This is a genomic window from Sphingobium sp. WR1, assembly GCF_059693745.1.
Genome location: NZ_JCATID010000010.1, coordinates 92,200 through 117,777, shown reverse-complemented (window position 1 = coordinate 117,777; position 25,578 = coordinate 92,200). Strand labels below are relative to the sequence as shown.

The following is a 25,578-nucleotide window of genomic DNA, read 5'->3' as shown; positions in this document are numbered from 1 at the left end:
ACGGGACAGGAGCGGCGTTGGTCCGTTCCTGTCCCGGTGATGGAAGGAATCAGAACAGGGTGATGAGGCCCGTCGCCGGATCGATCGTGCCCTCATAGATCATCCTGCCGGCGACATAGAGAATGACCAGCAGCCCGAAATAGGCAATGGCGCGATAGCGTTCGATCACACGCGCCAGCAGGTTCGCCGCCACGCCCATCAACGCGACCGACAGGATCAGGCCGACGACCAGGATGCCGGGATGCGCGCGCGCCGCGCCGGCGACCGCCAGCACATTGTCCAGGCTCATCGACACGTCGGCAATGGCGACGGCCCAGGCGGCCTGCGCGAAGCCCCTGGGCGCGGCCCTGCCGGCGATATCCTCGGCATCCTCCGCCTCGCCGCCCGATCGCAGTTCGCGCCACATCTTCCACGCGACCCAGACCAGCAGCAGGCCGCCGGCGAAGACCAGGCCGACCAATTGCATCAGCTGCCTCACGAGCAGCGCGAAGGCGATGCGCAGCGCCAGCGCGGCGATCACGCCGATCGCGATCACCTTGCGGCGCGACGCGGGCGGCAGGCCGGCGGCGAGCGCGCCGACGACGATCGCATTGTCCGCCGCCAGCATGATATCGATCAGCACGACCTGACCGAAGGCGGCCAGCGCGGATGGGGAGCCGAGATTGGAGAAATCGGCGACGATATGAGTCCAGATGTCGTTCATAAATCCTCTCGCCATTCGGCAGGAGGAAGGCATCGGGACGCCATCGCCTGAACGAACGGCCTTTGCCAAGCGGGTCGCGTTAATCCGTCCGCCCTTGCGGACCCCCGCCGCATAGGGCGGCAAGCTGTCATCAACCTTTCAGGCGGCGGTGTGAAAACCTGTCCCTATGGGCATTGACCATCATTCCAATTTTTCGAAAAGTTCGGACGATTTTATCCGGATTACTCGCGGGATAACATGGGCCTATCCCTGATTTCACCAACACGGCACCACCCAAACAGAGGGAACAGACCAATGACCATCACCGCCACCCCGACCCCCGCCAAGGCGCTGCTGTCGCCCAGCAACCACGCCCTGGTCCTGATCGACTTCCAGTCGCAGATGGCCTTCGCCACCAAGTCGATCGCCCCTGAATTGCTGCGCAACAATGCCGCCCTCGTCTCGAACGCTGCGGCCGGTTTCAACGTCCCTACCATCCTCACCACCGTCGCCGAAAAGAGCTTTTCCGGCCCGATGTTCAGCGAAATCACCGAAGCCTTTGCCGGCCAGCCGATGCTCGACCGCACCAGCATGAACACCTGGGAAGACGCCGCGGTGATCGAGGAAGTGAACCGCATCGGCAAGGAACGTCTGGTGTTCGCCGGCCTGTGGACCAGCGTCTGCATCGTCGGCCCGGTTCTGTCGGCGATCGAACAGGGCTTTGAAGTCTATGTCATCACCGACGCCAGCGGCGACATCAGCGAGGAAGCCCATGAGCGCGCCGTCGAGCGCATGATCCAGGCCGGCGCCAAGCCCGTCACCTCGCTCCAGTATCTGCTCGAACTGCAACGCGACTGGGCGCGCACCGAAACCTACGACATGACCACCGGCATCGCCCGCAAATGGGGCGGCGCCTATGGCCTTGGCATCACCTACGCCAAGACCATGTTCGACGCTTCCGAAGGCGGCCACTGACATAAAAAGCCCCTCCCCTTCGGGGGAGGGGTGATGATTGCAGCATTCCCACTTCTCCAAAGGATCGTCTCCATGAGCAACTTCATCACCACCAAGGACGGCGTCGACATCTTCTACAAGGATTGGGGCAGCAAGGATGCCCAGCCGATCATGTTCCACCATGGCTGGCCGCTTTCGTCGGACGACTGGGATGCGCAGATGCTGTTCTTCCTGTCGAAGGGCTATCGCGTCGTCGCCCATGACCGTCGCGGCCATGGTCGATCGCAGCAGGTCGATTTCGGCTATGACATGGCCCATTATGCCGCCGACGCCGCCGCGGTCGCCGAGCATCTGGACCTGAAGAATGCCATCCATATCGGCCACTCGACTGGCGGTGGCGAAGTCGCCGCCTATGTTGCTCGCCATGGCCTGCCGCAGGGCCGCGTCGCCAAGGCCGTGCTGGTCAGCGCCGTGCCGCCGATCATGCTGAAGACCGATCGCTATCCGGGCGGTCTGCCGATCGAGATATTCGACGGGCTGCGCGCTGGCCTTGCCGCCAATCGCGCGCAATTTTTCCGCGATGTCGCGAGCGGCCCCTTCTATGGCTTCAACCGCGAAGGCGCGGACGTGAAGCAGGCCGTGATCGATAATTGGTGGCGGCAGGGCATGATGGGCAGCGCGCTCGCCCATTATGAAGGGATCAAGGCCTTTTCCGAAACCGACCAGACCGACGATCTGACGGCGATCAGCGTCCCCACGCTGGTCCTGCATGGCGATGACGATCAGGTCGTGCCCTACCGGAATGCGGGCGTGCTCCAGGCCGAAATCCTGCCCAACGCCACGCTCAAAATCTACGAAGATTTTTCGCACGGCATGTTGACGGTGAATGCCGACATATTGAACGCCGACATCCTCGCCTTCATCCAGGCCTGATCGTCCAAATAGGGAGAATGGACATGAAGCCCTATCTTCTGTCGCTGGGCGCCGGGCTGCTGGTCGGCATCGTCTACAGCCTGCTCGGAGTCCGTTCTCCCGCGCCGCCGGTGATCGCCCTCATCGGGCTGGCGGGGATATTGGTCGGCGAACAGATCGTCCCCGTCGCCAAGCGACTGTTCGATCGCAAGGAACTCGCCGCCTTCGTCACCACCGACTGCGCCAACCATCTGCTGGGCCAACTGCCCGCCAACCGAAAGCAGGACGCATGATCACCCGCCGCCAGGCGCTCGCCAGCGCCGCCAGCCTCCCCCTTCTCACCACCACGGAAAGTTTCGCCATGACCCGGAAAGACCTGATCATCGTCAATGCCAAGGTCACGACGCTGGATCGGGAAAATCCGGTGGCGCAGGCGGTGGCGATCCGCAACGGCAAGTTCCTGGCCGTAGGCAGCGAGCAGGCGGTCCGCGCCGCCGCCGGTCCCGACGCGCAGGTGATCGACGCCGGGGGGCGCCGCCTGATCCCCGGCCTGATCGACAGCCACATTCATGTCATCCGCGGTGGTCTCAACTATAATATGGAGCTGCGTTGGGAAGGCGTGCCGACCCTGGCCGACGCCATGGCGATGCTGAAACGTCAGGCCGAAAACACCCCGCCGCCCCAGTGGGTCCGCGTCGTCGGCGGCTTTACCGAGCATCAGTTCGCCGAAAAGCGGCTGCCCACGATCGAGGAGATCAACGCCGCCGCGCCCGATACGCCGGTCTTCATCCTGCACCTTTACGATCGTGCGCTGCTGAACGCCGCTGCGCTCCGCGCCGTCGGCTATGACAAGAATACGCCGAACCCGCCCGGCGGCGAGATCGTCCGCGACGCGCAGGGCAATCCGACCGGCCTGCTGCTGGCCCAGCCCAATGCGACGATCCTCTATGCCACGCTGGCCAAGGGACCGAAGCTGCCGCAGGACTATCAGCTCAATTCGACCAGGCATTTCATGCGGGAACTCAACTCGCTCGGCGTCACCAGCGTCATCGACGCGGGCGGCGGATCGCAAAATTATCCCGACGATTATGAAGTGATCGACAAGCTGCACAAGGATGGTGAACTGACCTTGCGCATCGCCTACAACCTCTTCACGCAGAAGCCGAAGGAGGAGCTGAAGGACTTCGCCACCTGGTCGACCAAGATCAAGCCGGGCGATGGCGATGACACGTACCGCCACAATGGTGCGGGCGAGATGCTGGTCTATTCGGCCGCCGACTTCGAGGATTTCCGCGTCGCCCGCCCCGACATGCCGCCGCAGATGGAAGGCGATCTGGAGCCGGTGATCCGCCTGCTCGCCGAACGCCGCTGGCCCTGGCGGATGCACGCCACCTATGACCAGACGATCGGCCGTGCGCTCGACGTGTTCGAAAAGGTCAATCGCGACATTCCGTTGCAGGGGCTGAACTGGTTCTTCGACCATGCCGAAACGATCAGCGAGCGCAATATCGACCGGATCGCGGCTTTGGGTGGCGGCATCGCCGTGCAGCATCGCATGGCGTTCCAGGGCGAATATTTCGTCGAACGCTATGGCGCCAGGGCGGCCGAGGCAACCCCGCCGATCAAGCGGATGATGGCCGCGGGCGTTCCGGTGGGCGCCGGCACCGATGCGACCCGCGTCGCCAGCTACAATCCCTGGGTGTCGCTGAGCTGGCTGGTCACGTCGAAGACCGTCGGCGGCCTTGCCCTCTATCCGGTGCGCAACCGGCTGGACCGCGAAACCGCGCTGCGCCTCTGGACCGAAAAGAACACATGGTTTTCGAACGAGATCGGCAAGAAGGGGCAGATCAAAAAGGGCCAGCTGGCCGACCTTGCCCTGTTGTCGGACGATTATTTCTCGGTGCCCGAGGATGAGATCGCCCATCTCCGCTCGGTCCTGACCGTGCTTGGCGGCAAGATCGTCTATGGCGAAGGCGACTATGGACCGCTGGCGCCGGTCGCCCCCAAGGCGATGCCCGACTGGTCCCCGGTCGCGACCTTCGGCGGCCATTATCGCAAGGATGAGGCATCGAAAAAGCTGGCGTCGGCCTGTGGCTGCGCCTCCTCCTGCGGGGTTCATGGCCATGATCATGCCGCGGCGCTGGGCGCCAACGTGCCCGCCGCCGATGTCCAGAGCTTCTGGGGGGCATTGGGCTGCGGCTGCTGGGCGGTTTGATCGTCAGACCGGCCCCTCCTGGGCAAGAGGGGCCGTTTTACACTATTCCAGAATATAGAATATGATCGTCGAAATTATTCGGATCGATCGACATCTGACCTTCGCCTAAACCGGTCCTGCACCATCGACCGAGAGGGTTGAGCCTCTCCAACCGGAGCAACTGACATGAAGCGTTTCACCCTGATGGTGGCGACTGCCCTGGTCGCCATCAGCCCTGCCGTCGCGCCTGCAAAAGCCACGCCCGCCGCCAGCGCCGACTATGCGGTCGGCCCGCAATATGACACCACCCATGTTTATGTCGCGCCGGAAGATTTCGACCGCTTCATCGCCAGCTTCACCGCGACCTTCGGCGGCGCGACCAGCAAGCAGGGCGTGTTTCAGGTGACGCCCACCGCCAGCCGGACCAAGTCGCAACTCGCCCTGACGCCCGCCGGCACCATCTCGGTCTTCGGCTTCCTGACGCCTGTCCCCTATCCCTTCGGCGCGGAGCGCACCGGCTATCTGGTCAGCGACCTCGATGCGGCGGTGGCGTCCGCCATCAAGCATGGCGCAACCCGCCTCATCACCAGTTTTCCCGATCCGATCGGCCGCGACGTGGTGGTGCAGTGGGCGGGCGGCGTGAACATGCAACTCTACTGGCACACCGCCAAGCCCGACTATCCCGCGCTCACAACCGTGCCGGAAAACCGCATCTACCTGACTGCAGACGCCGCCGATCGGTTCGTGAAACAATGGACCGGCTTCGCTCATGCCAGGGTGACGTCGGACGAAAAGGCTGCGCCGGGCGAGGAGATCGGCCAGCCGGGCAAGCGCTATCGCCGCATCCGCCTGACGTCGGGCTATGGCAGGATGAGCGTCATCATATCGGATGGGCAACTGCCCTGGCCCTATGGCCGCGACATGACCGGCTATGCGGTCGCGGACCTCAGCGCCACGCTGGACAAGGCCAGGGCGGCCGGTGTCGAGACGCTGGTCCCGCCCCATGAAGAAGGCGGCCGCCAGTCGGCGATCGTCCGTTTCCCCGGCGGCTATATCGCCGAAGTTCACACCGTCGCCGGGAAATAAAACCATGACCCCCACTCCCCATTTCGTATCCGCTATTCTGACATGGCGACCCACTTGGTTTCTGGCGCGGCTGATGCTGACAAGTGCTTATATTCTGGGCGGAATCGTCAAGCTGACCGACTGGCAGGGCGCCGTCGCCGAACAGGCGCATTTCGGCATGAGCCCGCCCGCCTTCTGGGCGGCGCTCACCATCGTGCTGGAACTGGTCGGGCCGCTGCTGATCCTGACCGGGCGGCTGGTCTGGTTGGGGGCGGGAATGCTGGGCGTCTTCACCCTGCTCGCCGCCTTCACCGCTAACGCCTTCTGGGCGATGCCGGCAGGGCAGGAACGCTTCATGGCCACCAACGCCTTTTTCGAGCATATCGGCCTGATCGGCGGCTTCATCCTCGTCGCCATGGTTGCGGAGCGGAAGCGCGCCGATGGATAAACGGCTCCTGCCCTTCCTCGCGCTGCTGGCGCTGCCGGTCCCGGCCGCCGCCCAGCCGCGCGAGGCGTGGCAAGCGCCGACGCTCAGCATCACCCGCTATGACGAGGACTGGTCCGATCTGGCCGACGCCGAAAAGCGCGCCCATCACTGGACCGGCCCGTTCAAATATGTGCCGCTGGGCGACGATGCCTGGCTGTCCACCGGGATCGAGCTGCGCGCGCGCAGCGAAAACTATCACGACAATCTCTGGGGCGGGGCGGATGCGCCGGACGATAGCTATCTCTGGCTGCGGGCCATGCCCTATGTCGACCTGCATGTCGGAAAGGCGCGGGCCTTCGTCCAGCCGATCGCCGCCTATGCGCTTGGCGTCGCGCCCTCCGCCAGCCCGATCGACCGGACGCGCGTCGACCTGCTCCAGGCCTTCGGCGAGGTCGATCTTGGCCCTGTCACCCTGCGTGCCGGCCGGCAGATGCTCTCGCTCGGCACCGAAAGGCTGATCGGCACCCGCTATGGTCCCAATGTGCCGCTCGCCTTCGACGGAGCGCGCGCCGATGTCGTGGTCGGCAAGGCGACGCTCAGCCTGCTCGCGGTGAAGCCGGTGCAGCCCGGCGCCGGCAGCTTCGACGATGCGACTTCCGACACCAAAGCGCTCTGGGGCGCTTATGCGACCCTGCCCGAACTCGACCTCTATTATCTGGGCTATCGCAACCGCGCCGCCCGCTTCGGCGGCATGGAAGGGCGCGAAGTCCGCCACAGCGTCGGCCTGCGATCGCATGGCGTGCGCGCCGACTGGCACTGGAATGTCGAGGGCGTCTATCAGTTCGGCCATTATGAAGGGCAGCGCATCGCCGCCTGGACGATCGGCACCGAAGTCGGCCGCCGCTTTCCCAACCTGCCGCTGGCGCCGGACGCGACGTTGCGCGTCAATATCGTCAGCGGCGACAGGCGGGCGGGCGACGGCCGGCTCGGCACCTTCAACGCGCTCTTTCCCAAGGGCAAATATTTCGGCGAATTGTCGCCCGTCGGCCCGACCAACATCGTCAGCCTCAACCCCCGCGTCAGCGGCGCCCTGGGCGGCGGCGTGTCCGCCAGCCTTGCCGCCATGGCCTATTGGCGCGCCAGCAAGGGCGACGGCGTCTACGACATTCCCGGCAATCTGGTCCGCGCGGCCGGCGACAGCGACGCCCGCTTCATCGGCAAGGAGGCCGAGGTGACGTTGGCGTGGCAAGCCACACCGGAATGGGAGCTGTCGACCTCCTTCTCCGCCTTTGCGCCCGGTGCCTTCATCCGCGACACCGGTCCGGCGAAGACGATCACCATGCTGGGGCTGGAGAGCAATTTCCGCTTCTGATCAGCGTTCCAGATAATCGAATGAAGCGGCCAACTTTATTCGGCTATTTCCAAATCCGGGCCAACCCTAATCTGCGCCGGTAATTGACAGAGGAAGATCGCCATGACCGCTCCCAAAGCCTCGACCTCGCCGCTGCCCTGGCTCCTGCTGCTCCTGTCCGTGACAACCGGCCTGGTCGATGCGATCAGCGTGCTGGGGCTGGGCAAGGTGTTCACCGCCAACATGACCGGCAATATCGTCTTTCTGGGTTTCGCCGCCGTCGGCACGCCGGGTTTTCATGCGGCTTCCTATCTCGCCGCGATCGCCGCCTTTCTGATCGGGGCGCTGGTCGCCGGCCGGGTGGGGAAGGGCCATGCCGGCCTGCCGCTGCGGCGATGGCTGCTGGTCGCCGCGCTGGTGGAGGCGGCGCTGCTCTGGATCGCGGCGGGGGTCGCGACCGGCTTCGACATCGCCAGCCAGTCGCCCGGCGCCGCCCTCTATGCGATCATCGCGCTGACCGGCCTCGCCATGGGCTTTCGCAACGCCACCGTCCGCCAGCTCAAGATACCCGATCTCACCACGACGGTTCTGACGCTGACGCTCACCGGGCTGGCGGCGGATTCGACCATGGCGGGGGGCAGCAATCCCAATATGGCGCGCCGCATCGGCAGCGTCGTCGCGATCCTGCTGGGCGCGGGGCTGGGCGCATGGCTGGTCCTGCATGGCGGTCTGGTCCTGCCGCTGCTGCTGGCCGGGGCGCTGGTGCTCGCGGGGACGCTGGCCTGCATGTTGCATCCGCAAGCCCGGCAACTCGTCGCCGGCTGAGTCAGCTTACGATCGTCGCGCCCGCCGCGGCCAGCGATTCCCTGACACGGGCAATGGCCATCTCCAGCGGGGCCGTTTCCCCCAGCAGGGCGAAGCTGCCGTTCAGGGCGAAGGTGCAATGGCCATGGACGGTCGCGACCAGCGATCGCGCAAGGCGCGGCGCGCGATCCTTCGTTTCGGGCGGCAGGATCGCCGCGACTTCGCGCACCACGACGTCGGTCAATGCCGCGCGCCGCTGCGCCAGCGCCTGCGGCATGGCCATGTCGGCGGGCAGGCGATGATCGTATATGGCCGTCCACAAATTCATATGCCCGGCGGCGAAGCTGAAATAGCCCTCCACCAGGGCGGCGATACGGTCCGTCGAAGGCCGGGTCAGCCTGTCCTCCAGATGCGCCGTCCATTGCTCGAAGGTCCGCGTATTGATCGCGGCGAGCAGCAGGTCATAGCTGCCGAACACATTATAGAGGGTGCCCACCGCATAGCCGATGCGCTTGGCGACCTCCCGCGCGGAAAAGCGGGCGAAGCCGACTTCCGCTATCAGGCGATGGCCTTCCTCCAGAATCAGCGCCTCCAGCTCGGCGCGGCTATGGTCGGATCTCCTGCCCATGGCAGGCGTCCTAGAAATTTAATTGAACACTGTCTAATATTTTAATTGATCAGCGTTCAATTAAAATCTATCAAGCCGTATCCGGAAATGATGGGGAAGGGTGAGTCATGCTGGTTGCGTTGCTTCTGATCCTGCTGGGTGCCGTGCTGTTCGATACCCGTCGGCGCGTGAAGCAGATGGAGGCGCGCCTCCTGCTGCTCGAAGCGACGGGGATGACCATGCCGGCGGATGAAGAACCGGACCCGATCGTGCGGGAGGGCGCTGTCGAAGCCCCCCGCCGGGCCGCCGCGGTCGTGCGTCGCGTGCCATGGTCAGACGATATCACAACGCCGGCCCCCAATGCCGAACGCCCGGCCCCACCCGAAGCGCAGCCCGCGCCCCTGGCCCAAACTCCGGTCGAATTTCTGCCGGTGGAGCAGGACGTCGCGCCGTCCCCATCGCACGGCTTTGCGTTCGAGGATTTGTTCGGTCGTCGCCTGCCGATCTGGGCGGGCGGCGTCACGCTGGCGGTGGCGGGCGTGCTGCTGGTCAAATATTCGATCGATTCCGGCCTGCTCTCACCGGTCGTGCGCGTCCTGCTGGGCCTGCTCTTCGGCGGCGTCCTGATCGGCGGCGCAGAAGTCGCGTTGCGGCAGGAAGACTGGCTGCGCGATCCGCGGGTGCGCCAGTCGCTTGCCGGGGCTGGCATCGCCACCCTCTATGCCGTGATCCTGGCGGCGGCCAATCTCTATCATCTGATCGGACCGGCAACCGCCTTTGCGGGCCTGGCCGCCGTCACCGCGCTGGCCATGGGCCTGTCGCTGCGCTTCGGCGCGCCCAGCGCCTTGCTCGGGCTGGTCGGCGGCCTCGCTGCCCCGGCGCTTGCGGGATCGACCGAGCCCAATATCCCGCTGCTCTCCTGTTATCTGGCGCTCACCATCGGCGGCCTGTGCGCCCTGTCGCGCACCCAGCGCTGGATGTGGCTGGGCGTCGGGGCACTGGTCGGCGGCGCGGGCTGGGGCAGCCTGCTGATCCTGACGGGCGCGCTCGATCTGGCGGCGTCGCTGTCGGTGGGCCTGTTGATCCTGGCGATCGGCATCGGCTTCCCGCTGCTCGCTTTCTCAGGCAGCCGGGCGACGCTGCTGCGGACGGTCTCGGCAGTGGTCGCGTCGGCGCAGATGGCGGCGTTGGTTGCGACCGGCGGCTTCGCGCTGCTGCACTGGGGACTGTTCGGCCTGTTGTCGGTCGCCTTTATCTGGCTGAGCGGGCGCGAACCGGCGCTGCGCCGGATGGTGCCCATCGGCCTGGCGGTCGCGCTGCTGCTGGCCGGCGCCTGGCCGCACCCCGCCGCTCTGCCTTTCATTATCGTCGTCCTCGCGATGGCAGCCATCTATGGCGGCGCGGCGATGTGGCGGCTCTGGCGTCCGGGCGGCAGCCCGGTCGAGGCGGGGCAGGTCGCAGCGGTGGCGCTGGGCGGTTTCGCCGTGGCTGCGCTGCATTTCCATCGCGGCGCTCCGGCCGACGATCTGCGCTTCGCCCTGATCGCTCTCGCAACGGCCGCGCTGCCCGCGCTCGCCATGCTGCTTGGCTGGCGCAACCCGGCGCGGCGTGACGATGTCCGGTTCGCGCTGCTGGCGACGAGCGCCGCCGTCCTGCTGGCCGTCTCCGGTCTCTTTGGCCTTGCCGGCTGGACCTTGCCGGTGATCGTCGCTCTTGTGGCGGCCGGGCTGCTGCTGCTCGCCGAACGCGCGGACGACCGGCGCGTCGAATGGAGCGGCTGGGCCTTCGCCTTCGTCTCGCTCGCCATGCTGGTGTCGGGCGATCGCGGCCTGTCGGAACTGAAGCTGCTCGCAGGGGAGGGGGCGATCGTCGCCTCCCTGTCCGCGCTGCTCCGCTGGAGCGCGGTCGCGATCGTCGCAGCTCTCTATGCCTGGCGCGCACGTTTCGGCGAAGGCCGTCTCGTCGCGCAGGCTGCCGCTGTGCTCGCCGCCTATGGCGCGGTTGCCCAGGTTGCGCCGATGATCTGGCTCGCCCCGATCGCCGCGCTCGGCCTGCCGCTGCTGGCGCAGGCCGCGCGCCGCCTGCCGCCGCAACGGCTGTTGCCTGCGCTGGGCGCCCTATTGGTCCTCATCCTGCTCTGGGCGGCGCAGCCTTTGGGGCTCTGGAGCGGCCAGGCGCTTCTCTCGCTGCTGGACGAACCCATGCTGGCGAGCGCCTTGCCCGCCATGGGCGATATGCTCCGCCGTCTCGCCTTGCCGGCCGCGTCGATCGCGATCGCGGCGCTGTGCGGCGGCCCGGTGATCGGCACGATCGCGCGCCGGGTCGCGGCCGGCGCGAGCATCCTGTTGGGCGGGGTTGCCGTGCATATCCTCTACAAGCAATTGTTCGGGATCGCGGACAGCGTCGCTTTCGTGCGCGCGGGCCTTGCCGAACGCACGCTCTGGGAAGCGCTGCTGCTCGGGACGGGTTGGGCCGCATGGCGCTTTGCCGGCCGGCGGGACGCGGGACTGGCGCTCGTCGGCGCTGCGCTGGCGCATAATATCGGTTACAGCCTGTTGCTCCACAATCCTCTCTGGGCGAGTCAGGCCGTGGGCGGCGTGCCGTTGCTCAGCCTTGTCGTCCCTGCCTTCGGGCTGCCGCTCGGTGCATTGGCGCTGGCCGGGCGGATGGCGCCCGACCTTGCCGCCCGTTTCGCCCGGCCAGTCGACGGCGTGCGCATGATCCTGATCCTGCTCTTCGCCTTCACGACCTTGCGCCAATTGTTCGAGGGATCGCTGCTGAACCTGCCGCATCTGTCCGCCGGAGAGGATATTGGCCGCTCGGTGCTCGCCATCGCGCTCGCCATTATTTTCCTGCTCTGGGGTATCCGTCGGAGTGCGCGCGACTGGCGGATCGCTTCTCTGCTGCTGATGCTGGGCGCGGTGGCCAAGGTATTCCTGCTCGACGCATCGGGCCTGACCGGACTGCTGCGCATCGCCTCCTTCCTGGCGCTGGGCTTCAGCCTGATCGGCATCGGCTGGCTCTGCAGCCGCCATTTGCGGGCCGACGCCGATTAATACCAAGGTTCGATGAGATTGACTCATCAAACCTTGGTCAAGCCCGCGCGGCGCTTGAGCGAAACCCGCTTGTGATCGGTCGAAGACCGAGCACGATGGTATAACGGGGCGTGGATCTGACATTGTTGGGAAAACGGCGTTTCGCGCCCTTGTTCGTCGTTCAGCGAAGGGCTCGAAACGAACGGACGTAGGCCGGATAGTCCTCCCTAAAAGCGGAACCGCGCCCCGAACTGGAAACTGCGCGGCGGGCCGGCCAGGCTGTTGGGCGTGCCGAAGTTCGGATTGCCGTCGGGATCGTTCACCGGATAGGGGATGAACCCGTCATAGCCGCCGAAATTGGCGCGGTTGAAGATGTTGAAGGCTTCGGCGATCAACTGGATTTGCTTGCCGCCGCCCAGCGCCACCGTCTTGGTCAGGCGCAGGTCGACCTGCCGGAAATCCCTGGTCTTGCCGGTATTGGCGATGATCTGGTTGACGCCTTCGCCCGCGCTCTGGTCGATCACCTGATAGGGCTGGCCCGATCCCCATTGCATCAGGGTCGACGCCTGTATGCCCCAGGGCAGGTCGACCATGCCCGACAGCACGACGCGATGCCGTTCATTGCCAGCATTGGGGCGGTAGGGCTGTTCCTCGACCCGCGGGAAATCGAAGTTGAAGGCGTAGCCCCGCTCCTTGGAGAAGGCCATGGTATAGGCCAGGTTCAGCGACCATGGGCTGGCTTCGCTATAGGGCTTGTCGATGGTCAGGAAGATGCCGTCATATTTGCTGGCGCGCGCCTGCGTCAAGCCGACGACAGTGCCGTAACCCGGCACGACGATCGTATCGTAGAAGCCGTTGGCGTTGGGCGTCGTGCTGCGGTTGAGCGGGGTATAGCCGACCTGGTTCTTCGCCTTGATATGGGTGTAGCTGAGCGACGTACGCACCACGCCGACCTTCTGCCGGATGCCCACGCTGAACTGGTCGGTGCTGGGCGGACGGGTGTCGTTGCGGATAACGCGCAACTCGCCATTGGGCGCGATCCCTGAATCGATCAGCCCCTGCAAACCGTCGCGGCTCAGATAGGCGTCGTTCCATTGGATCGTCGGCTGGCCGTTGCGCGGCTGTCCGTCACGCGAGAAGAAGAAGGTGCGCACCTCATATTGGTCGAGCAGCGCCTCCTCCGCCGCGTTGCGGAACAGGGTGCGGTCATAATAGCGGCCATAGCCCGCGAAGACCACCGTGCTCTGGTCGCCCTTGATGTCGTAGGACAGGCCGATACGGGGCTGGAACGCCTTCCAATATGGCTTCCGGTTGTCGCCGGTGGAAATATAGTCGTCGGCGCGGAACCTGTTGCCCGGCTGCCCGGCCAATTGCGCTTCCAGCGATCGCAGCGCTTCGATCGCGGCGGGCGAGGTTTCGTAATCATTGTTCTTGGCGTTGGTTTCATAATCCCAGCGCAGGCCGAGGTTGACGGTCAGATGATCGTCCACTTCCCAATCGTCCTGCACGAACAGGCCGATCTGAGTGTTCTTCGCCCGCACCGTGGGATCGCCGGTGCCCAGCCGCGCTTCGGCGGGGAGGCCATAGTCCAGCCCCTGCGATGCGCTGATCCGGTAATTGAAGACGGGATTGAAGTTCAGCCGGTTCGTGACCTGATAATCCTGGAGCGACAGCTTGGCCCCGACCTTGATGACATGGCTGCCGCCGAGAAAATCGACATTGGAGAAGGTCGCGGCGTCGCGGAAAGTCAGCCCCTTCTGCACCACCTTCTGCGCCGTCGATCCGCCGCCCAGCCGGATCACGCCCTCATAATCCTGACCGACCAGATCAGGGTTCAGCGGGGAGGGAGTGAAGCCATAATAGAGCCAGTCGATGCTGGCCTCGTTCAGGAAATCGCCCTTGTCATGGGTCCAGCGCAGATTGCCGGTATAGACCTTGTTGCGGTTGACCGAGGCGCCGTCATAGGCGACCTGCCCGCCGAAGCCGGCAATCTCCTTTTCCTTGCGAATGCTGCCGGCCAGTTCGATCCGGTCGTTGTCGCTCGCCTGCCAACTAAGCTTGGCAAAGCCCAGATCCTCGCGAAAGGGGCTGAGGAAACTGCCCTGATATTGGCCGAACCGCTCCAGATTGGCCGGGTCCGCCTGACCGATCAGGACATTTTGCGCCCGATCCTCGTCATTGCCTTCATAGGCGACGAAGAAGAACAGCCTGTCCTTGATGATCGGCCCGCCCAGCGATGCGCCATATTGCTTGCGCTTATATTCGGGTTCGGCAAGGTCGTTCTTCTTCTGGAAATAGTCCTTCGCGCGCAATCCGGCGTCCTGGTAGAAGCCGAAGGCCTCGCCATGGAAGTCGTTGCCGCCCGATTTGGTGACGGCGGTGATGACGGAGGTTCCGGCATCCTCATATTCAGCCTTGAAGTTGGAGGAGAGGACGCGAAATTCCTGCACCGCCGCCTGCGGGAAGGGATTGCCCCGGCTGCTGTCCTGTCCGACCAGGCCACCCTGCTGGACGTTGCTTTTGAGGCTGACGCCGTCGATGAAGACATTGACCTGCGGCGCGGCCAGGCTCTCGCCATTGGGACTTTGGCTGACCCCGCCGGACGAGAATGTCTTGCGCGTTTCGCTGTTGCTGGAGCGCACGCCCGGCGCGAGGTCGGCGAAGTTCAGGAAATTGCGGCTCGACTGCGGCAGATTTTCGATCTGGCGGGTGGAAATGTTGGTCGCGATTTCCGAGGTGCGTGTCTCGACAAGCTGCGCTGCGGTGACGACGATGTTGCTGCCGGAGGAGGTTGCGGGCTGGCTTTCGGCGGGGGTGGGGGCGGGGGTGGCCGTGCGGATCTGCGCGTTGAGCGTCGCCACCTGGCCCACCCCGATCGTCACCTGTTGGCGCATCGACGCGCCATCGGTCGCCTTATAGTCGATCTCGTAGCTGCCCGGCTGAAGCCCGGACAGGACGTAGCGCCCGCCCGCGCCGATCGCGGCGCGCCGAGTGGCTCCTGTCGCCAGATTGCGGGCGCTGACCTCGCCGCCCGGGACGGGCTTGCCGTCGACGGACACGGCGCCGCGAATGGAACCCGTCGTCGTCTGCGCCGACGCGGGCGCGATCAGGACGAAGCTGGTGCAGATGGCCGTGCCCAGCAGCCACGGCGTGGCGGCCAGATAAGCCGTTCGGAATCCCCTCATTTTTTCCCCTCGGACCTTTTTTTCGGAAATATTTAACGGGTCGGGTAGGGCTTTGATCCTTCCCGCACCGTGCCGGGAGACGAACGGAGCGGTTAAGCCGATGAAACAGGGACGGCGGCGTATGTGCGGCGATCATTGTCTATGGACCTGTCCTCTGCGATGCACGGCAGATGATCGATCCCCGCGCCCTTCGGATGTTCCTGGCCGTGTGCCGCGCCAATTCCATCAGCGGCGGCGCGCGGCTGCTCAACATCTCCCAGCCGTCCGTCTCCAATGCGATCGCGCAGCTGGAACAATCAGTGGGCGCGACGCTGTTCGAACGCTCCCGCACCGGCATCAGCCTGACCGTCGAGGGCGAGATATTGCTGCGCCGCGCCGAAACGATCGATTCCGTACTGCGCGAGGCAGAGGAGGAAATGCAGCTGGCGCGCAAGGGCGTGACCGGGCCGCTTCGGGTGGGCGGCACGCCCGGCGCGCTGGTCAGCCTGCTCCCCGACGCGGTGCGGCGGCTGGAGGACCGGATGGGGCGCTTCACCCTTCATGTCGTCGAACGCGCCGATCATGACCTGGCCGCCATGCTCCGCGCGGGCGAGATCGAGCTGGCCTTCGTCACCACCGGCATCGAGGAGGCACCCGACGATCTGGAGGAAATGACCTTCTCGCGCGATCCCTTCGCGCTGATCGTCGGGCGGCGGAACGATCATCTGCCCGCCGAACTGTCGCTGCGCGATATGGGGGCGATGCGCTGGGTGTTGCCCGAAGCGCGCGGCGCCTTTCGCCGCCAGATCGACGCCCTGTTCATGGTCGCCGACGTCCCCGTGCCGCAGGATGCGATTCGCTGTGACTCGCTGCTCAGCACCAAGGCGATCGTGCGCGGCAGCAGCCGGGTGACGATCCTGCCGATGAAGGTCGCGTCGGCCGAACTGTCGATCGGCGTGCTGCGCGCGATCAGCATCCGCGAATCCGGCTTTCCCCGCAGCGTCGGCATTCGCCGCATGGCGGGGGGGCGCCTTTCGCGGCTGGGCCAGGCGCTGCTGGACGCTCTGATCCATAGCTCCAACCTATGATGATACCAAAAATCATTATTTTTCTTTGGTGCAAAGAAGGCGCATAAGCATCCCGACAGAGCATTCGGGAGAGCAGGCCGTGCGGCAGATGATCCGCAACATTTCGATCTTCGACGGAACGGGCAGCCTCCCGGCACCCGGTGCGGTGCTGGTCGAAGGCGATCGCATCGCCGCTGTCCTCTATGACGAGGCGGCCATCGCCGCAGTCGAAGCCGACAGCGTGATCGACGGGCAGGGCGCCACGCTCATGCCCGGCATGGTCGACGCCCATACCCATCTCACCTGGGGCAGTTCGGTCGAGAAAATCTATCACCAGTTCATCCTGCCGCCCGAAGAGTTGAAGGTCGCCGCCTGGCGCAATACGCGTGTGCTGCTCGACCATGGCTATACCAGCCTCTATTCGGCGGGCGCGCTGGGCGACCGGATCGAACCCGAACTGGCCCGCGCCATCGAGGCGGGCGAAACGCCCGGCCCGCGCCTTGTCCCCTCGACGCTGGAGCGCAGCCCGGAAGGCGAGGAGGGGGTCGAAACCGGCGATGTGTTTAACGGCCGCGGTCCCGACGCCATGCGCGCCTTCGTCGCCTATTGCGCGGCCGAAGGCGTGAAATCGCTGAAGCTGGTCATTTCGGGCGAAGATGCGCTCAAGCCCGGTTCGTCGCAGGATATTCTCTATACCGACGCGGAAATGCAGGCGGCGGGCGAGGCGGCGAAAGAGGCTGGCCTTTGGATCGCCACCCACGCCTATACGCCCCGCGCCATCGCCCTGGCGCTCGAAGCGGGCGCGCGCATCCTCTATCATTGCTCCTTCGCCGACGATGCCGCGATCGACGCGATGGCGGCGAAGAAGGACGAGATTTTCTACGCCCCCGGTCCCGGCGTCTCGGTCGCCGCGCTGGAGGCCAGCCCGCCGCCGCATATCGACATGAGCGCCATGAAGGCCAGCGCCGCGCAGCGGCTGGAACGGGAAAAGATGCTGGTGCCCCGGCTCAAGGCGCGCGGCGTGCGCGTTCTGCCCGGCGGCGATTATGGTTTCCCCTTCAACCCCCATGGCCGCAATGCCCGCGACCTGGAGCATTTCGTGACCTATTATGGCTTCAGCGCGGCCGAAGCGCTGAGCGCCGCCACCATGCTGGGCGGCGAGCTGATGGGGCAGGATGTGGGGCAGGTGAAGCCGGGCTATCTGGCCGACCTGCTGCTGGTCGACGGCGATCCGACGCAGGATGTCCGGATCATGCAGGATAGCAACAATATCAAGATGATCATGCTGGGCGGGCGGATGCACAAATCCCCTGCATCCCAACCCGTGACCGCCTGACCGGAAAGACGCTTTCATGTTCGACGTTGCGATCATCGGCTGCGGGCCGGTGGGGGCCTTTGCGGCCAATTTACTTGGTAAATCCGGCGCCTCGATCCTGGTGGTCGAGCAGGAGGCGCATCCCTATCCGCTGCCCCGCGCGGTGCATCTGGACCATGAAATGATGCGCCTGTTCCAGTCGGCCGGCGTCATTGACCGGGTCGTGTCCGACATGCGCGATACCGAGGGGCATCTGCATGTCGGGGCCGACCATGGCGTCATCCGCTATATGGGCACGGTCGGCCGTCCGCGCCCCTATAGCTGGTCCAACGACTATTTCTTCTACCAGCCCGAACTGGAGGATCATCTCCGCGACGCGCTCGCCGCTTATCCCAATGTGACTGTCCAACTCGGTGTCGGGTTCGAGGGGCTGAAGCAGGACGATGAGGCCGTCACCCTGCGCCTGTCGGGCGGCCGCACCGAGCAGGCCCGCTATGTCATCGCCTGCGACGGCGCGCGCAGCGCGGTGCGCAAGGCGCTGGATATTCGCCTTGACGATCTCGATTTCGAGGAGCCCTGGCTGGTGGTCGATGCCGAGGTGGACGGCCCGGTCCGCTTCCCGGATCTTTGGGGCGTGCCGCAGGATGCCGACCTTCAGAAACTGTCGGTGATGATGTGCGATCCCGCCCGGCCCGCGACCATTGTGCCGGGGCGGGGCAATCATCGCCGCTGGGAATTCATGCTGCTGCCGGGCGAAGACGACCAGGCGATGATGGCGCCCGATGCGGTTGCCGCCCTCGTCTCGCCCTATCTCTCCGGGGTTCCGCACAAGGTGGTGCGTGCGGCGACCTATCGCTTCCATGGACTGATCGCCGAGCGGTGGCGGCAGGGCGGCGTCTTTCTGGCCGGCGATGCCGCGCACCAGACGCCGCCCTTTTTCGGCCAGGGCATGTGCCACGGCCTGCGCGACGCCGCCAATCTGGCGTGGAAGCTGGACCTGGTGCTGAAGGGGCGGGCGCCCGACGCCCTGCTCGACAGCTACCAGCCCGAGCGCGACCCCCATGTCCGCGCCGTCATCTCTGCCGCGGTGGGCGCAGGCCGCTATATCTGTATGCTCGATCCCGAAGCGGCGGCCGAGCGTGACGCCACCATGCGCGAAGCCGCCAGGAACGCCCGGCATGGCACCGCCGCCGACCTGATCCCTGCCATCGCCACCGGCATCGTCGCGGTCGGCACGCCGGGCGCGGGCGAGCGCTTCGTCCAGCCGCGCGTCGGCGATCGACTGCTCGACGATGTGACGGGCGGCGGCTGGCGCCTCTTCACCCGGACCAAGGTCGAGGGCGGAGACGTGACGGTCGTCGATATCGCCGCGCTCGACGATCAGGGCGCGATCGCGAACTGGCTGACCGATCGCAAGGCCGACGCCGTGCTCGTCCGCCCCGACCATTATGTCTTCGGCACCGGCAAGGGCGGCGACCTCATCGCCCGCCGCAACGCCCTGATCGCCGGCGCTGCCCATCGGGAGATCGCCGCATGAGCCTGACCCTCGCCCGGGCGCGCGCCATCATCGATGCCGCATTGGCCAAGGCCCGCGCCGACGCCGCCCAGCCGCTCGCCATCGTCTTGCTCGATGCGGGCGCCCATCCGCTCGCCACGGTGCGGGAGGACGGCGCCAGCCTGTTCCGTTTCGACATCGCGAAGGCGAAGGCGACAGGCGCGCTGGGCATGGGTGCCGACACGCGCGTCATCGCCGCGCGCGCAGCCCATAACCCCGCCTTTTTTCAGAGCGTCGTCGCCGCCACCGGCGGACGGCTCGCTCTGTCCCCCGGCGGCGTCCTGATCCGTGACGTGGATGGTGCGGTGATCGGCGCCGTCGGGATCAGCGGCGACACCGGCGACTGCGACGAAGCCTGCGCCATCGCGGGCATTCTGGCCGCCGGCCTTTCCCACGGAGACAGCAAATGAAATTGCGCAGCATCGAACTGGCGCTGCCCCACGCGGCAGAGGCCGCTGCCTTCCTGACCGACATATGGGGCATGGCTCCGGCGGATGTGGTGGACGACACGCATTATCTGCGCGGATCGGGCAGCTATCCCTATCTGGTCGCGCTGGAGGAGGCGGCGCAGGCTTATGTCCGCTCGACCACTTTCGTCTGCGCGGCCGACCGGCTGGAGCAGCTGAAGCGCAGCGTCACCGCCGCCGGCCTGCCTGCGACGCCGACCGTTTCGGACGATCCGGGCGGCGGCCATGGCATCATCGTCGAGCTGGCCGAGGGCGAATTGCTGCGCTTTCTGGTCGATGCGTCCGACGTCGCGCCAATGGAGGGCGCGGACCTGCCGGTCAAGCTCACCCATGTCGTCTTCAACAGCGCCGATGCCGAAGCGACCGGCCATCTGGTCGAGGACGCTCTGGGCTTCCGCGTGTCGGACCGGACCAAGGGCATGGTCTTCGTGCGCTGCAATGACTCGCATCATTCGACGGCCTTCGCTCGCGCCGGCTTCGCGTCGCTCAACCATATCGCCTTCGAGATGGGGGACATGGACGCGGTGATGCGCGGCATCGGCCGGCTGCGCGACCATGGCATGGTCCCGGCCTGGGGACCGGGCCGCCATGGCCCCGGCGCCAATGTTTTCGCCTATTTCATCGCCCCCTTCGGCCCCGTCATCGAATTTTCGACCGCGGTCGAGAAAGTGCCCGACGACTATAAGGCCGGCGCGCCCGAGGACTGGACCTGGCCCGAAGGCCGGATCGACCAGTGGGGCATGTCCGACAAGGATTTCGCCGGCCTGCGCGCCGCCGAGGAGAAATTCCGCCATCGCCGCGACTGGCAGGTCCAGCCGCTGGACGCCCCTACAGAGGACAATCATTGATGCGCTATGTCAGCTTCCGCCGCCTCGACGGCACCCCAAGCTTTGGCCGCCTGGATGGCGAAACGATCGTGGAACTGGCGACCGACGCCACGCCCAGCCTGAAGGCCGCCCTGACCGACGGCAGTCTTGCCAGCCTGACCGACGGCGCCTCCTTCGCCGCCGCCGATATCGTGCTGCTGCCGGTCATCCCCGATCCCGCCAAGATTCTCTGCGTCGGCCTCAACTATGCCGAGCATGTCAAGGAAACCGGCCGCGAGCAGAAAGCACATCCGGCCATCTTCGTGCGCTATGCCGACAGCCTGATCGCCGATGGCCAGCCGATGGTGAAGCCAGCCGTCACCACCCGCTTCGATTATGAAGGCGAACTGGCCGTCGTCATCGGTAAGCCCTGCCACAAGGTCGCCGCCGCCGATGCGTGGAATTACGTGGCCGGCTATGCCGCCTTCAACGACGGCAGCGCGCGCGACTGGCAGCGCCACAATATCCAGTTCACGCCGGGCAAGACCTTCCCCGGCACCGGCGGCTTCGGCCCCGCGCTGGTCACGGCCGACGAGATCGAAGACCTCGATGCCCTGCGCGTCCAGACCCGCCTCAACGGCGTACTGCTTCAGGATCAGCCGGTCAGCGACATGATCTGGGATATCCCAACCGTGATCGAATATGTGTCGGTTTTCACCCCGCTCAGCCCTGGCGACGTCATCGCCACCGGCACGCCCGGCGGTGTGGGGGATAAGCGCAATCCACCGCTCTACATGAAGGCGGGCGACAAGGTGGAAGTCAGCATCGGCACCATCGGCACACTCACCAACCGCATCATCGACGAACAATAACCGATCGACCCAATTCATAAGAAGGGGAGGAGTAACCATGCGTAAGTTCAACCAGACCATCGCGATGCTCGCGGGTGCGAGCGCCATCGCGCTGGCCGCACCAGCCTTCGCGCAGGATGCCGCCGCAGACGCCGGGGCGCCACAGGAGGCCGCCGATGCGCCGGCCGGCGGGGGCGCCGACATCGTCGTTACCGCAACCCGTCGCGCCGAACGTTTGCAGGATGTGCCCATCGCCGTGTCGGCGATCGGCGGCGACCAGCTGGCCGAGGGCGGCTTTCAGCGCCTGACCGACATTCAATATCAGTTCTCCGGCGTCCAGTTCGGCACCTCGCCCAACGACAGCGGCTTTCGCCTGCGCGGCGTCGGCACGGCCGGCGGCTTTTCCAGCTCGTCGGAACAGAATGTCGGCACGGTCGTCGACAATGTCGTCATTCCCTTCGGCAATCCCATCAACAGCCTGGGCGACCTGGAACGGGTCGAAGTGCTGAAGGGACCGCAGGGCACCCAGTTCGGCAAGAACGCCTCGTCCGGCGTCGTCAACATCACAACCAGGAAGCCGACCTTCGACAAGATGGGCGGCAAGCTTTTCGCCTCCTATGGCGAACTCAACGAAGTGAATGTGAACGGCAACCTCAACCTGCCGCTCAGCGCCAACACGGCGCTCGGTGTGTTCGGCTTCTACCGCCGCAACGACGGCTTCCTGCAGAATGTGACGCTCGACAAGGATTGGGGCGCGGAGAAAAGCTATGGCGCGCGCGCCAAGCTGCTGTTCGAACCCAGCGACACGCTCAGCTTCTACCTGATCGGCGACTATTCGAAGATCGACCGGACCGGCCCCGGCCAGCTCTGGACGCTGGCCCGCCTGCCCAGCTTCGCCAATCCGCTGATGGCGGCGCGCTTCGGCAATCTGGGCGCGCTCGGCATCGTGCCCGGTTTCGATAACACCAAGTCGGCCGAGGAATATGACGGCTACACCAGCGAGCAGAATTATGGCGCATCGCTGGAAATCAACCTTGGTCTTGGCGACTATAATCTGACCTCGATCACCGCCTGGCGGCGACTGGACGAGGGCGATCAGATATTCGCCATCGACGGCAGCAGCGTCCCTGTCTTCACCGCCCAGCAGACCGGTGTCGACCAGAGCTTCCTGTCGCAGGAACTGCGCATTACCTCCCCGTCGGGCAGCGCGCTGGAATTCACGTCCGGCGTCTACGGTTCGCGTCGCAAGGTCGGCGACGACAATGATTTCAACCGCGCCCAGCTCCGCCCCGCCGCGCCCTTCAATCCCTTCATCGTCAGCATCTCGGCCGGGCAGAGCAATACCCAGACCCGGTCGGATTCGTTGGCCGCCTTCTTCGACGGCAAGTTCAACGTCAGCGAGCAGTTCGCGGTGATCGGCGGGCTGCGCTATCAATATGACTGGGTGAAATCGTCGACCTTCTCAATCATCGATCCCGCCTATCCCCCCAGCCCCCCGGGGCCGCCGGTCGCTGGCCAGGTCAACTATTATGAGGCGCGGCCGTTGGCGACGGGATCGACCAGGAAAGGCGACTGGTCCGGCCGTTTCGGCTTCCAGTTCAAGCCCGATCGCGACCTGATGTTCTATGGCACCATCGCCCGCGGCTATCTGGGGCCGACGGTCACTTTCTCGGGCCTCACCGGGCAGAAGGTCGATGTCGGGCCGCAGACGGTGCGCGACATCACCTTCGGCGTGAAGTCGCAATGGTTCGATCAGGCCGTGACGCTCAACGCCAACGTCTTCTTCGACAAGTACAAGAATCTCCAGACGTCGGTGTTCAACGGACTGGAATTCCTGACGGAGAATGCCGGTGGCTTCGATGCCAAGGGCTTCGAGATCGAAACTTCCTGGCGCGTGACGCCGGAATTCTCGCTCAATGGCTCCTTCACCTACTCCGACACGAAGTTCACCGACTATGTGACGGCCTGCCCGGACATCGTGAAGAGCGGTTACACCTGCTATCTCGACGGCACGACCAGCCTGGTGCAGGCGGCGGGCGAGCCACTGTCGGGCGCACCCAAATATAGCGCCACCGCGGGCGCGGACGTGCGGTTGCCGATCAACGACAGTCTGACCTTCGACTGGTCGGCGAACTTCTACTATCGCAGCCGCGTGCAATATGCGGCGGCGCAGGCCTATACCGACCAGCCGGGCTATGGAACGATCGGCCTGAACGCCGGCATCGGCCATCCCGACGGCAACTGGCGGATCGGCGTCTTCGCCCGCAACCTGCTCGACCAGCGCTTCCAGTCGGCCGTCATCGGCCTGCCGTTCAGCGATCCGGGCGGGCGGGTGAACTGGTTGACCCGCGAAGGGCGCCGCACTCTGGGCGTGTCGGCGGAAATGCGCTTCTGACGATGCGGGGGCGGCCCGTGCGGGCCGCCCCGTCCAAAATCATACCGGCGTGCAGCGACATGCCGTGACGGGAGACTATGCGTGGCGGCACGACACTGGATGCTTTTCGCGGCGACCCTTGGACTTTCTAGTGCGGCAATCGAGCCGGCGCTTGCCGCTTCGGCCTGCCCGCAACTGAGCTGGACGACGTTGGGAACGGCCGGCGGTCCTGTGCCGACGGCCGACCGGAGCGAACCGTCCAACCTGTTCGTCGCGGGCGATCAGACCATATTGGTCGACACCGGCGACGGCACGGTGAACCAGCTTGCCCGCATCGGCATGGACATGCGGCTGATCCGCACCGTCTTCATCAGCCATCTTCATCTCGACCATAGCGGCGGCCTGGGCGCGGTCATTGGCCTGCGCTGGATGAACCAGTTTCCGGGGCAACTGACCGTCTACGGGCCGCCCGGCATCAAGGCGGTCGTCGACGGCATCGTCGCCTCCATGGCGCCGCCCGCCCGGATCGGTTTCGGTCTTGGCGCACTGCCGCCCGCGCCCAACGGATCGGTCCGCGCTGTGGAACTGCGCGACGGTCAGAGCATCACTCTTGACGGCGGTGTGACCGTGAAGGCGGCGGCGAACAGCCATTTCGATCATGATGGCAAAGCCGATCCGGCCAATATCTCGCTCAGCTACCGCTTTGCCTTGGGCGATCGCAGCATCACCTATACAGGGGATACGGGGCCAAGCGCTGCGGTGACGGCGCTGGCAACAGGCAGCGACATGCTGGTGAGCGAAGTGATCGATCTGGAGCGATTGATGAAGGAGATTCGCCAGCGCCGCGTCGATGCGTCGGCGGAGATGCTCGCGTTGATGCAGAAACATCTGTCCACCCATCATCTGCTCGCGGCCGACATCGGGCAGATGGCTGCCGGTGCAAAGGTGGGCAGGGTGGTCCTGACCCACTATGCCGTTCCCGGCCTTCTCGGTGAATCCGAACCGTCGCTGCGCGCCGACATCGGCAAGGCCTATGCCGGCCCCGTCGATCTGGCGCGCGACCTGTCCAGCTTCGCCCTGGGGTGCCGGTGATGCGGAAGGCGATTGCGGCGATGGGAACCGGGCTGGGGCCGGACGTGCTCGCCCGCTGCCGCGCGCTGTTCGATGCCGAGCAGCGCGATCTGGCGACTTTGGTGCCGGCCAGCGCCATAGACCTGGCCTATGGTCCGCATGAACGTCACCGGCTCGATCTCTACCGGCCGCAAGGGGGCGGTCCCGCGCCGATCCTCGTCTTCGTCCATGGCGGCGGCTTCCTGAAAGGCGACAAGGGCGGCGCGGCCGACTGGTCGAACGCCAATGTCGGCCGCATGGCGGCGCAGGCGGGCTTTCTGGGCGTTGTCGTCAACTACAGGCTCGCGCCCGAATATGTCTGGCCTGCCGGGGCGGCGGATGTCGCGTCGGTGGTCGCCTGGCTCAAGGACAATGCCGCGCAGCATGGCGGCGACCCCGATCGCATCGTGCTGATGGGCACATCGGCGGGGGCGGTGCATGTGGCGGGCTATCTGAAGTCGGCGGGGACGAGCGACATTCGCGCCGCCATCCTGCTCTCGGGCCTCTATGGCTATACGCCGCTCGATGATCGCGACATGCTCTATTATGGCGATCAGGCGCTTTATCCCGACAGGATGCCGCGGGAGGCGGTCGCCGCGACGGCGCTGCCGCTATTCCTGGCCTGCGCGGAGTTCGACCCGCCCCGTTTTCAGGCCGAATTTCTGGGCCTGATGCAGGATCGGCTCGATCGTCACGGCATCATGCCGCGTGCCTTCATCCATTCGGGCCATAATCACTACAGCATGGCCATGCATCTGGGCACCGCCGACCGGCGGCTTGCCGACGAAATCTGCGCCTTCGTGCGCGAAACCACCGCCTGACAATCAGAATAGGAGAG

General features: G+C 65.6%; 21 protein-coding genes. 18 read left to right on the top strand and 3 right to left on the bottom strand.

Translation table 11 applies throughout. The features are described from left to right. Positions 1-49: 49 nt before the first annotated feature. The gene (locus AC58EF_RS13675; protein ID WP_497276908.1) at positions 50-703 is read right to left on the bottom strand and encodes a YjbE family putative metal transport protein; all 654 of its coding nucleotides are present in this window, start codon (positions 701-703) and stop codon (positions 50-52) included. 294 nt (positions 704-997) lie between these two features. Here AC58EF_RS13675 and AC58EF_RS13670 point away from each other — a divergent pair, with 294 nt between their 5' ends. The 8 genes from AC58EF_RS13670 to AC58EF_RS13635 all read left to right on the top strand — a co-directional run bounded on the left by AC58EF_RS13670 (position 998) and on the right by AC58EF_RS13635 (position 8,410). Further along, entirely contained in the window at positions 998-1,657 is a 660-nt protein-coding gene (locus AC58EF_RS13670) for a hydrolase (protein WP_497276906.1), read from the top strand. Positions 1,658-1,729: 72 nt separating this feature from the next. Continuing rightward, positions 1,730-2,569, top strand: a complete 840-nt coding sequence (locus AC58EF_RS13665) for an alpha/beta fold hydrolase (RefSeq protein WP_497276904.1) — start codon at positions 1,730-1,732, stop codon at positions 2,567-2,569. A gap of 23 nt (positions 2,570-2,592) precedes the next feature. Further along, positions 2,593-2,841, top strand: a complete 249-nt coding sequence (locus tag AC58EF_RS13660; protein WP_497276902.1) for a XapX domain-containing protein — start codon at positions 2,593-2,595, stop codon at positions 2,839-2,841. After that, a complete protein-coding gene (locus AC58EF_RS13655) occupies positions 2,838-4,763 on the top strand; it encodes an amidohydrolase (RefSeq protein ID WP_497276900.1) in 1,926 nt (641 codons plus the stop codon). Before AC58EF_RS13660 ends, AC58EF_RS13655 begins: the two co-directional genes overlap by 4 nt. Before the next feature lie 165 nt (positions 4,764-4,928). Further along, positions 4,929-5,828, top strand: a complete 900-nt coding sequence (locus tag AC58EF_RS13650; RefSeq protein WP_497276898.1) for a VOC family protein — start codon at positions 4,929-4,931, stop codon at positions 5,826-5,828. A gap of 4 nt (positions 5,829-5,832) precedes the next feature. After that, positions 5,833-6,255, top strand: coding sequence for a DoxX family protein (locus AC58EF_RS13645; RefSeq protein WP_497276897.1), 423 nt, complete (start codon positions 5,833-5,835; stop codon positions 6,253-6,255). After that, entirely contained in the window at positions 6,248-7,606 is a 1,359-nt protein-coding gene (locus AC58EF_RS13640; protein WP_497276895.1) for an alginate export family protein, read from the top strand. The genes AC58EF_RS13645 and AC58EF_RS13640 overlap by 8 nt, the downstream gene beginning before the upstream one ends. A gap of 102 nt (positions 7,607-7,708) precedes the next feature. Continuing rightward, the gene (locus tag AC58EF_RS13635) at positions 7,709-8,410 is read left to right on the top strand and encodes a YoaK family protein (protein WP_497276894.1); all 702 of its coding nucleotides are present in this window, start codon (positions 7,709-7,711) and stop codon (positions 8,408-8,410) included. A gap of 1 nt (position 8,411) precedes the next feature. Here the strand turns inward: AC58EF_RS13635 and AC58EF_RS13630 are convergent, their stop codons facing one another. After that, positions 8,412-9,017 carry a TetR/AcrR family transcriptional regulator gene (locus AC58EF_RS13630; protein WP_497276893.1) on the bottom strand — a complete coding sequence of 202 codons (606 nt, stop codon included), beginning with the start codon at positions 9,015-9,017 and terminating at the stop codon, positions 8,412-8,414. 107 nt (positions 9,018-9,124) lie between these two features. Between AC58EF_RS13630 and AC58EF_RS13625 the strand changes: the two genes are divergently transcribed. Continuing rightward, entirely contained in the window at positions 9,125-12,052 is a 2,928-nt protein-coding gene (locus tag AC58EF_RS13625) for a DUF2339 domain-containing protein (protein WP_497276892.1), read from the top strand. Between the two features lie 206 nt (positions 12,053-12,258). Here the strand turns inward: AC58EF_RS13625 and AC58EF_RS13620 are convergent, their stop codons facing one another. Then, positions 12,259-15,216: a TonB-dependent receptor gene (locus AC58EF_RS13620; RefSeq protein ID WP_497276891.1), complete on the bottom strand. Its 2,958-nt coding sequence runs from the start codon at positions 15,214-15,216 to the stop codon at positions 12,259-12,261. Between the two features lie 170 nt (positions 15,217-15,386). On the opposite strand from AC58EF_RS13620, the gene AC58EF_RS13615 reads away from it, so the two are divergent. From AC58EF_RS13615 to AC58EF_RS13575, 9 genes are all read left to right on the top strand, one after another. After that, positions 15,387-16,283, top strand: coding sequence for a LysR family transcriptional regulator (locus tag AC58EF_RS13615; RefSeq protein WP_497276890.1), 897 nt, complete (start codon positions 15,387-15,389; stop codon positions 16,281-16,283). Positions 16,284-16,362: 79 nt separating this feature from the next. Continuing rightward, positions 16,363-17,598: an amidohydrolase family protein gene (locus tag AC58EF_RS13610; RefSeq protein WP_497276889.1), complete on the top strand. Its 1,236-nt coding sequence runs from the start codon at positions 16,363-16,365 to the stop codon at positions 17,596-17,598. Positions 17,599-17,614: 16 nt separating this feature from the next. Then, positions 17,615-19,114 (top strand): bifunctional 3-(3-hydroxy-phenyl)propionate/3-hydroxycinnamic acid hydroxylase, encoded by a 1,500-nt coding sequence (locus AC58EF_RS13605; RefSeq protein WP_497276887.1) that lies wholly within the window; start codon positions 17,615-17,617, stop codon positions 19,112-19,114. Beyond that, positions 19,111-19,542: a GlcG/HbpS family heme-binding protein gene (locus AC58EF_RS13600; protein ID WP_497276886.1), complete on the top strand. Its 432-nt coding sequence runs from the start codon at positions 19,111-19,113 to the stop codon at positions 19,540-19,542. Before AC58EF_RS13605 ends, AC58EF_RS13600 begins: the two co-directional genes overlap by 4 nt. Continuing rightward, the gene (locus AC58EF_RS13595) at positions 19,539-20,447 is read left to right on the top strand and encodes a VOC family protein (protein WP_497276884.1); all 909 of its coding nucleotides are present in this window, start codon (positions 19,539-19,541) and stop codon (positions 20,445-20,447) included. The genes AC58EF_RS13600 and AC58EF_RS13595 overlap by 4 nt, the downstream gene beginning before the upstream one ends. Then, positions 20,447-21,277 (top strand): fumarylacetoacetate hydrolase family protein, encoded by an 831-nt coding sequence (locus AC58EF_RS13590; protein ID WP_497276883.1) that lies wholly within the window; start codon positions 20,447-20,449, stop codon positions 21,275-21,277. The genes AC58EF_RS13595 and AC58EF_RS13590 overlap by 1 nt, the downstream gene beginning before the upstream one ends. 37 nt (positions 21,278-21,314) lie before the next feature. After that, positions 21,315-23,651, top strand: coding sequence for a TonB-dependent receptor (locus AC58EF_RS13585; protein ID WP_497276882.1), 2,337 nt, complete (start codon positions 21,315-21,317; stop codon positions 23,649-23,651). 81 nt (positions 23,652-23,732) lie between these two features. Then, positions 23,733-24,722, top strand: coding sequence for an MBL fold metallo-hydrolase (locus tag AC58EF_RS13580; RefSeq protein WP_497276881.1), 990 nt, complete (start codon positions 23,733-23,735; stop codon positions 24,720-24,722). Continuing rightward, complete coding sequence (locus AC58EF_RS13575) at positions 24,722-25,561, top strand: alpha/beta hydrolase (protein WP_497276879.1); 840 nt, start codon at positions 24,722-24,724, stop codon at positions 25,559-25,561. The genes AC58EF_RS13580 and AC58EF_RS13575 overlap by 1 nt, the downstream gene beginning before the upstream one ends. Positions 25,562-25,578 lie beyond the last annotated feature (17 nt).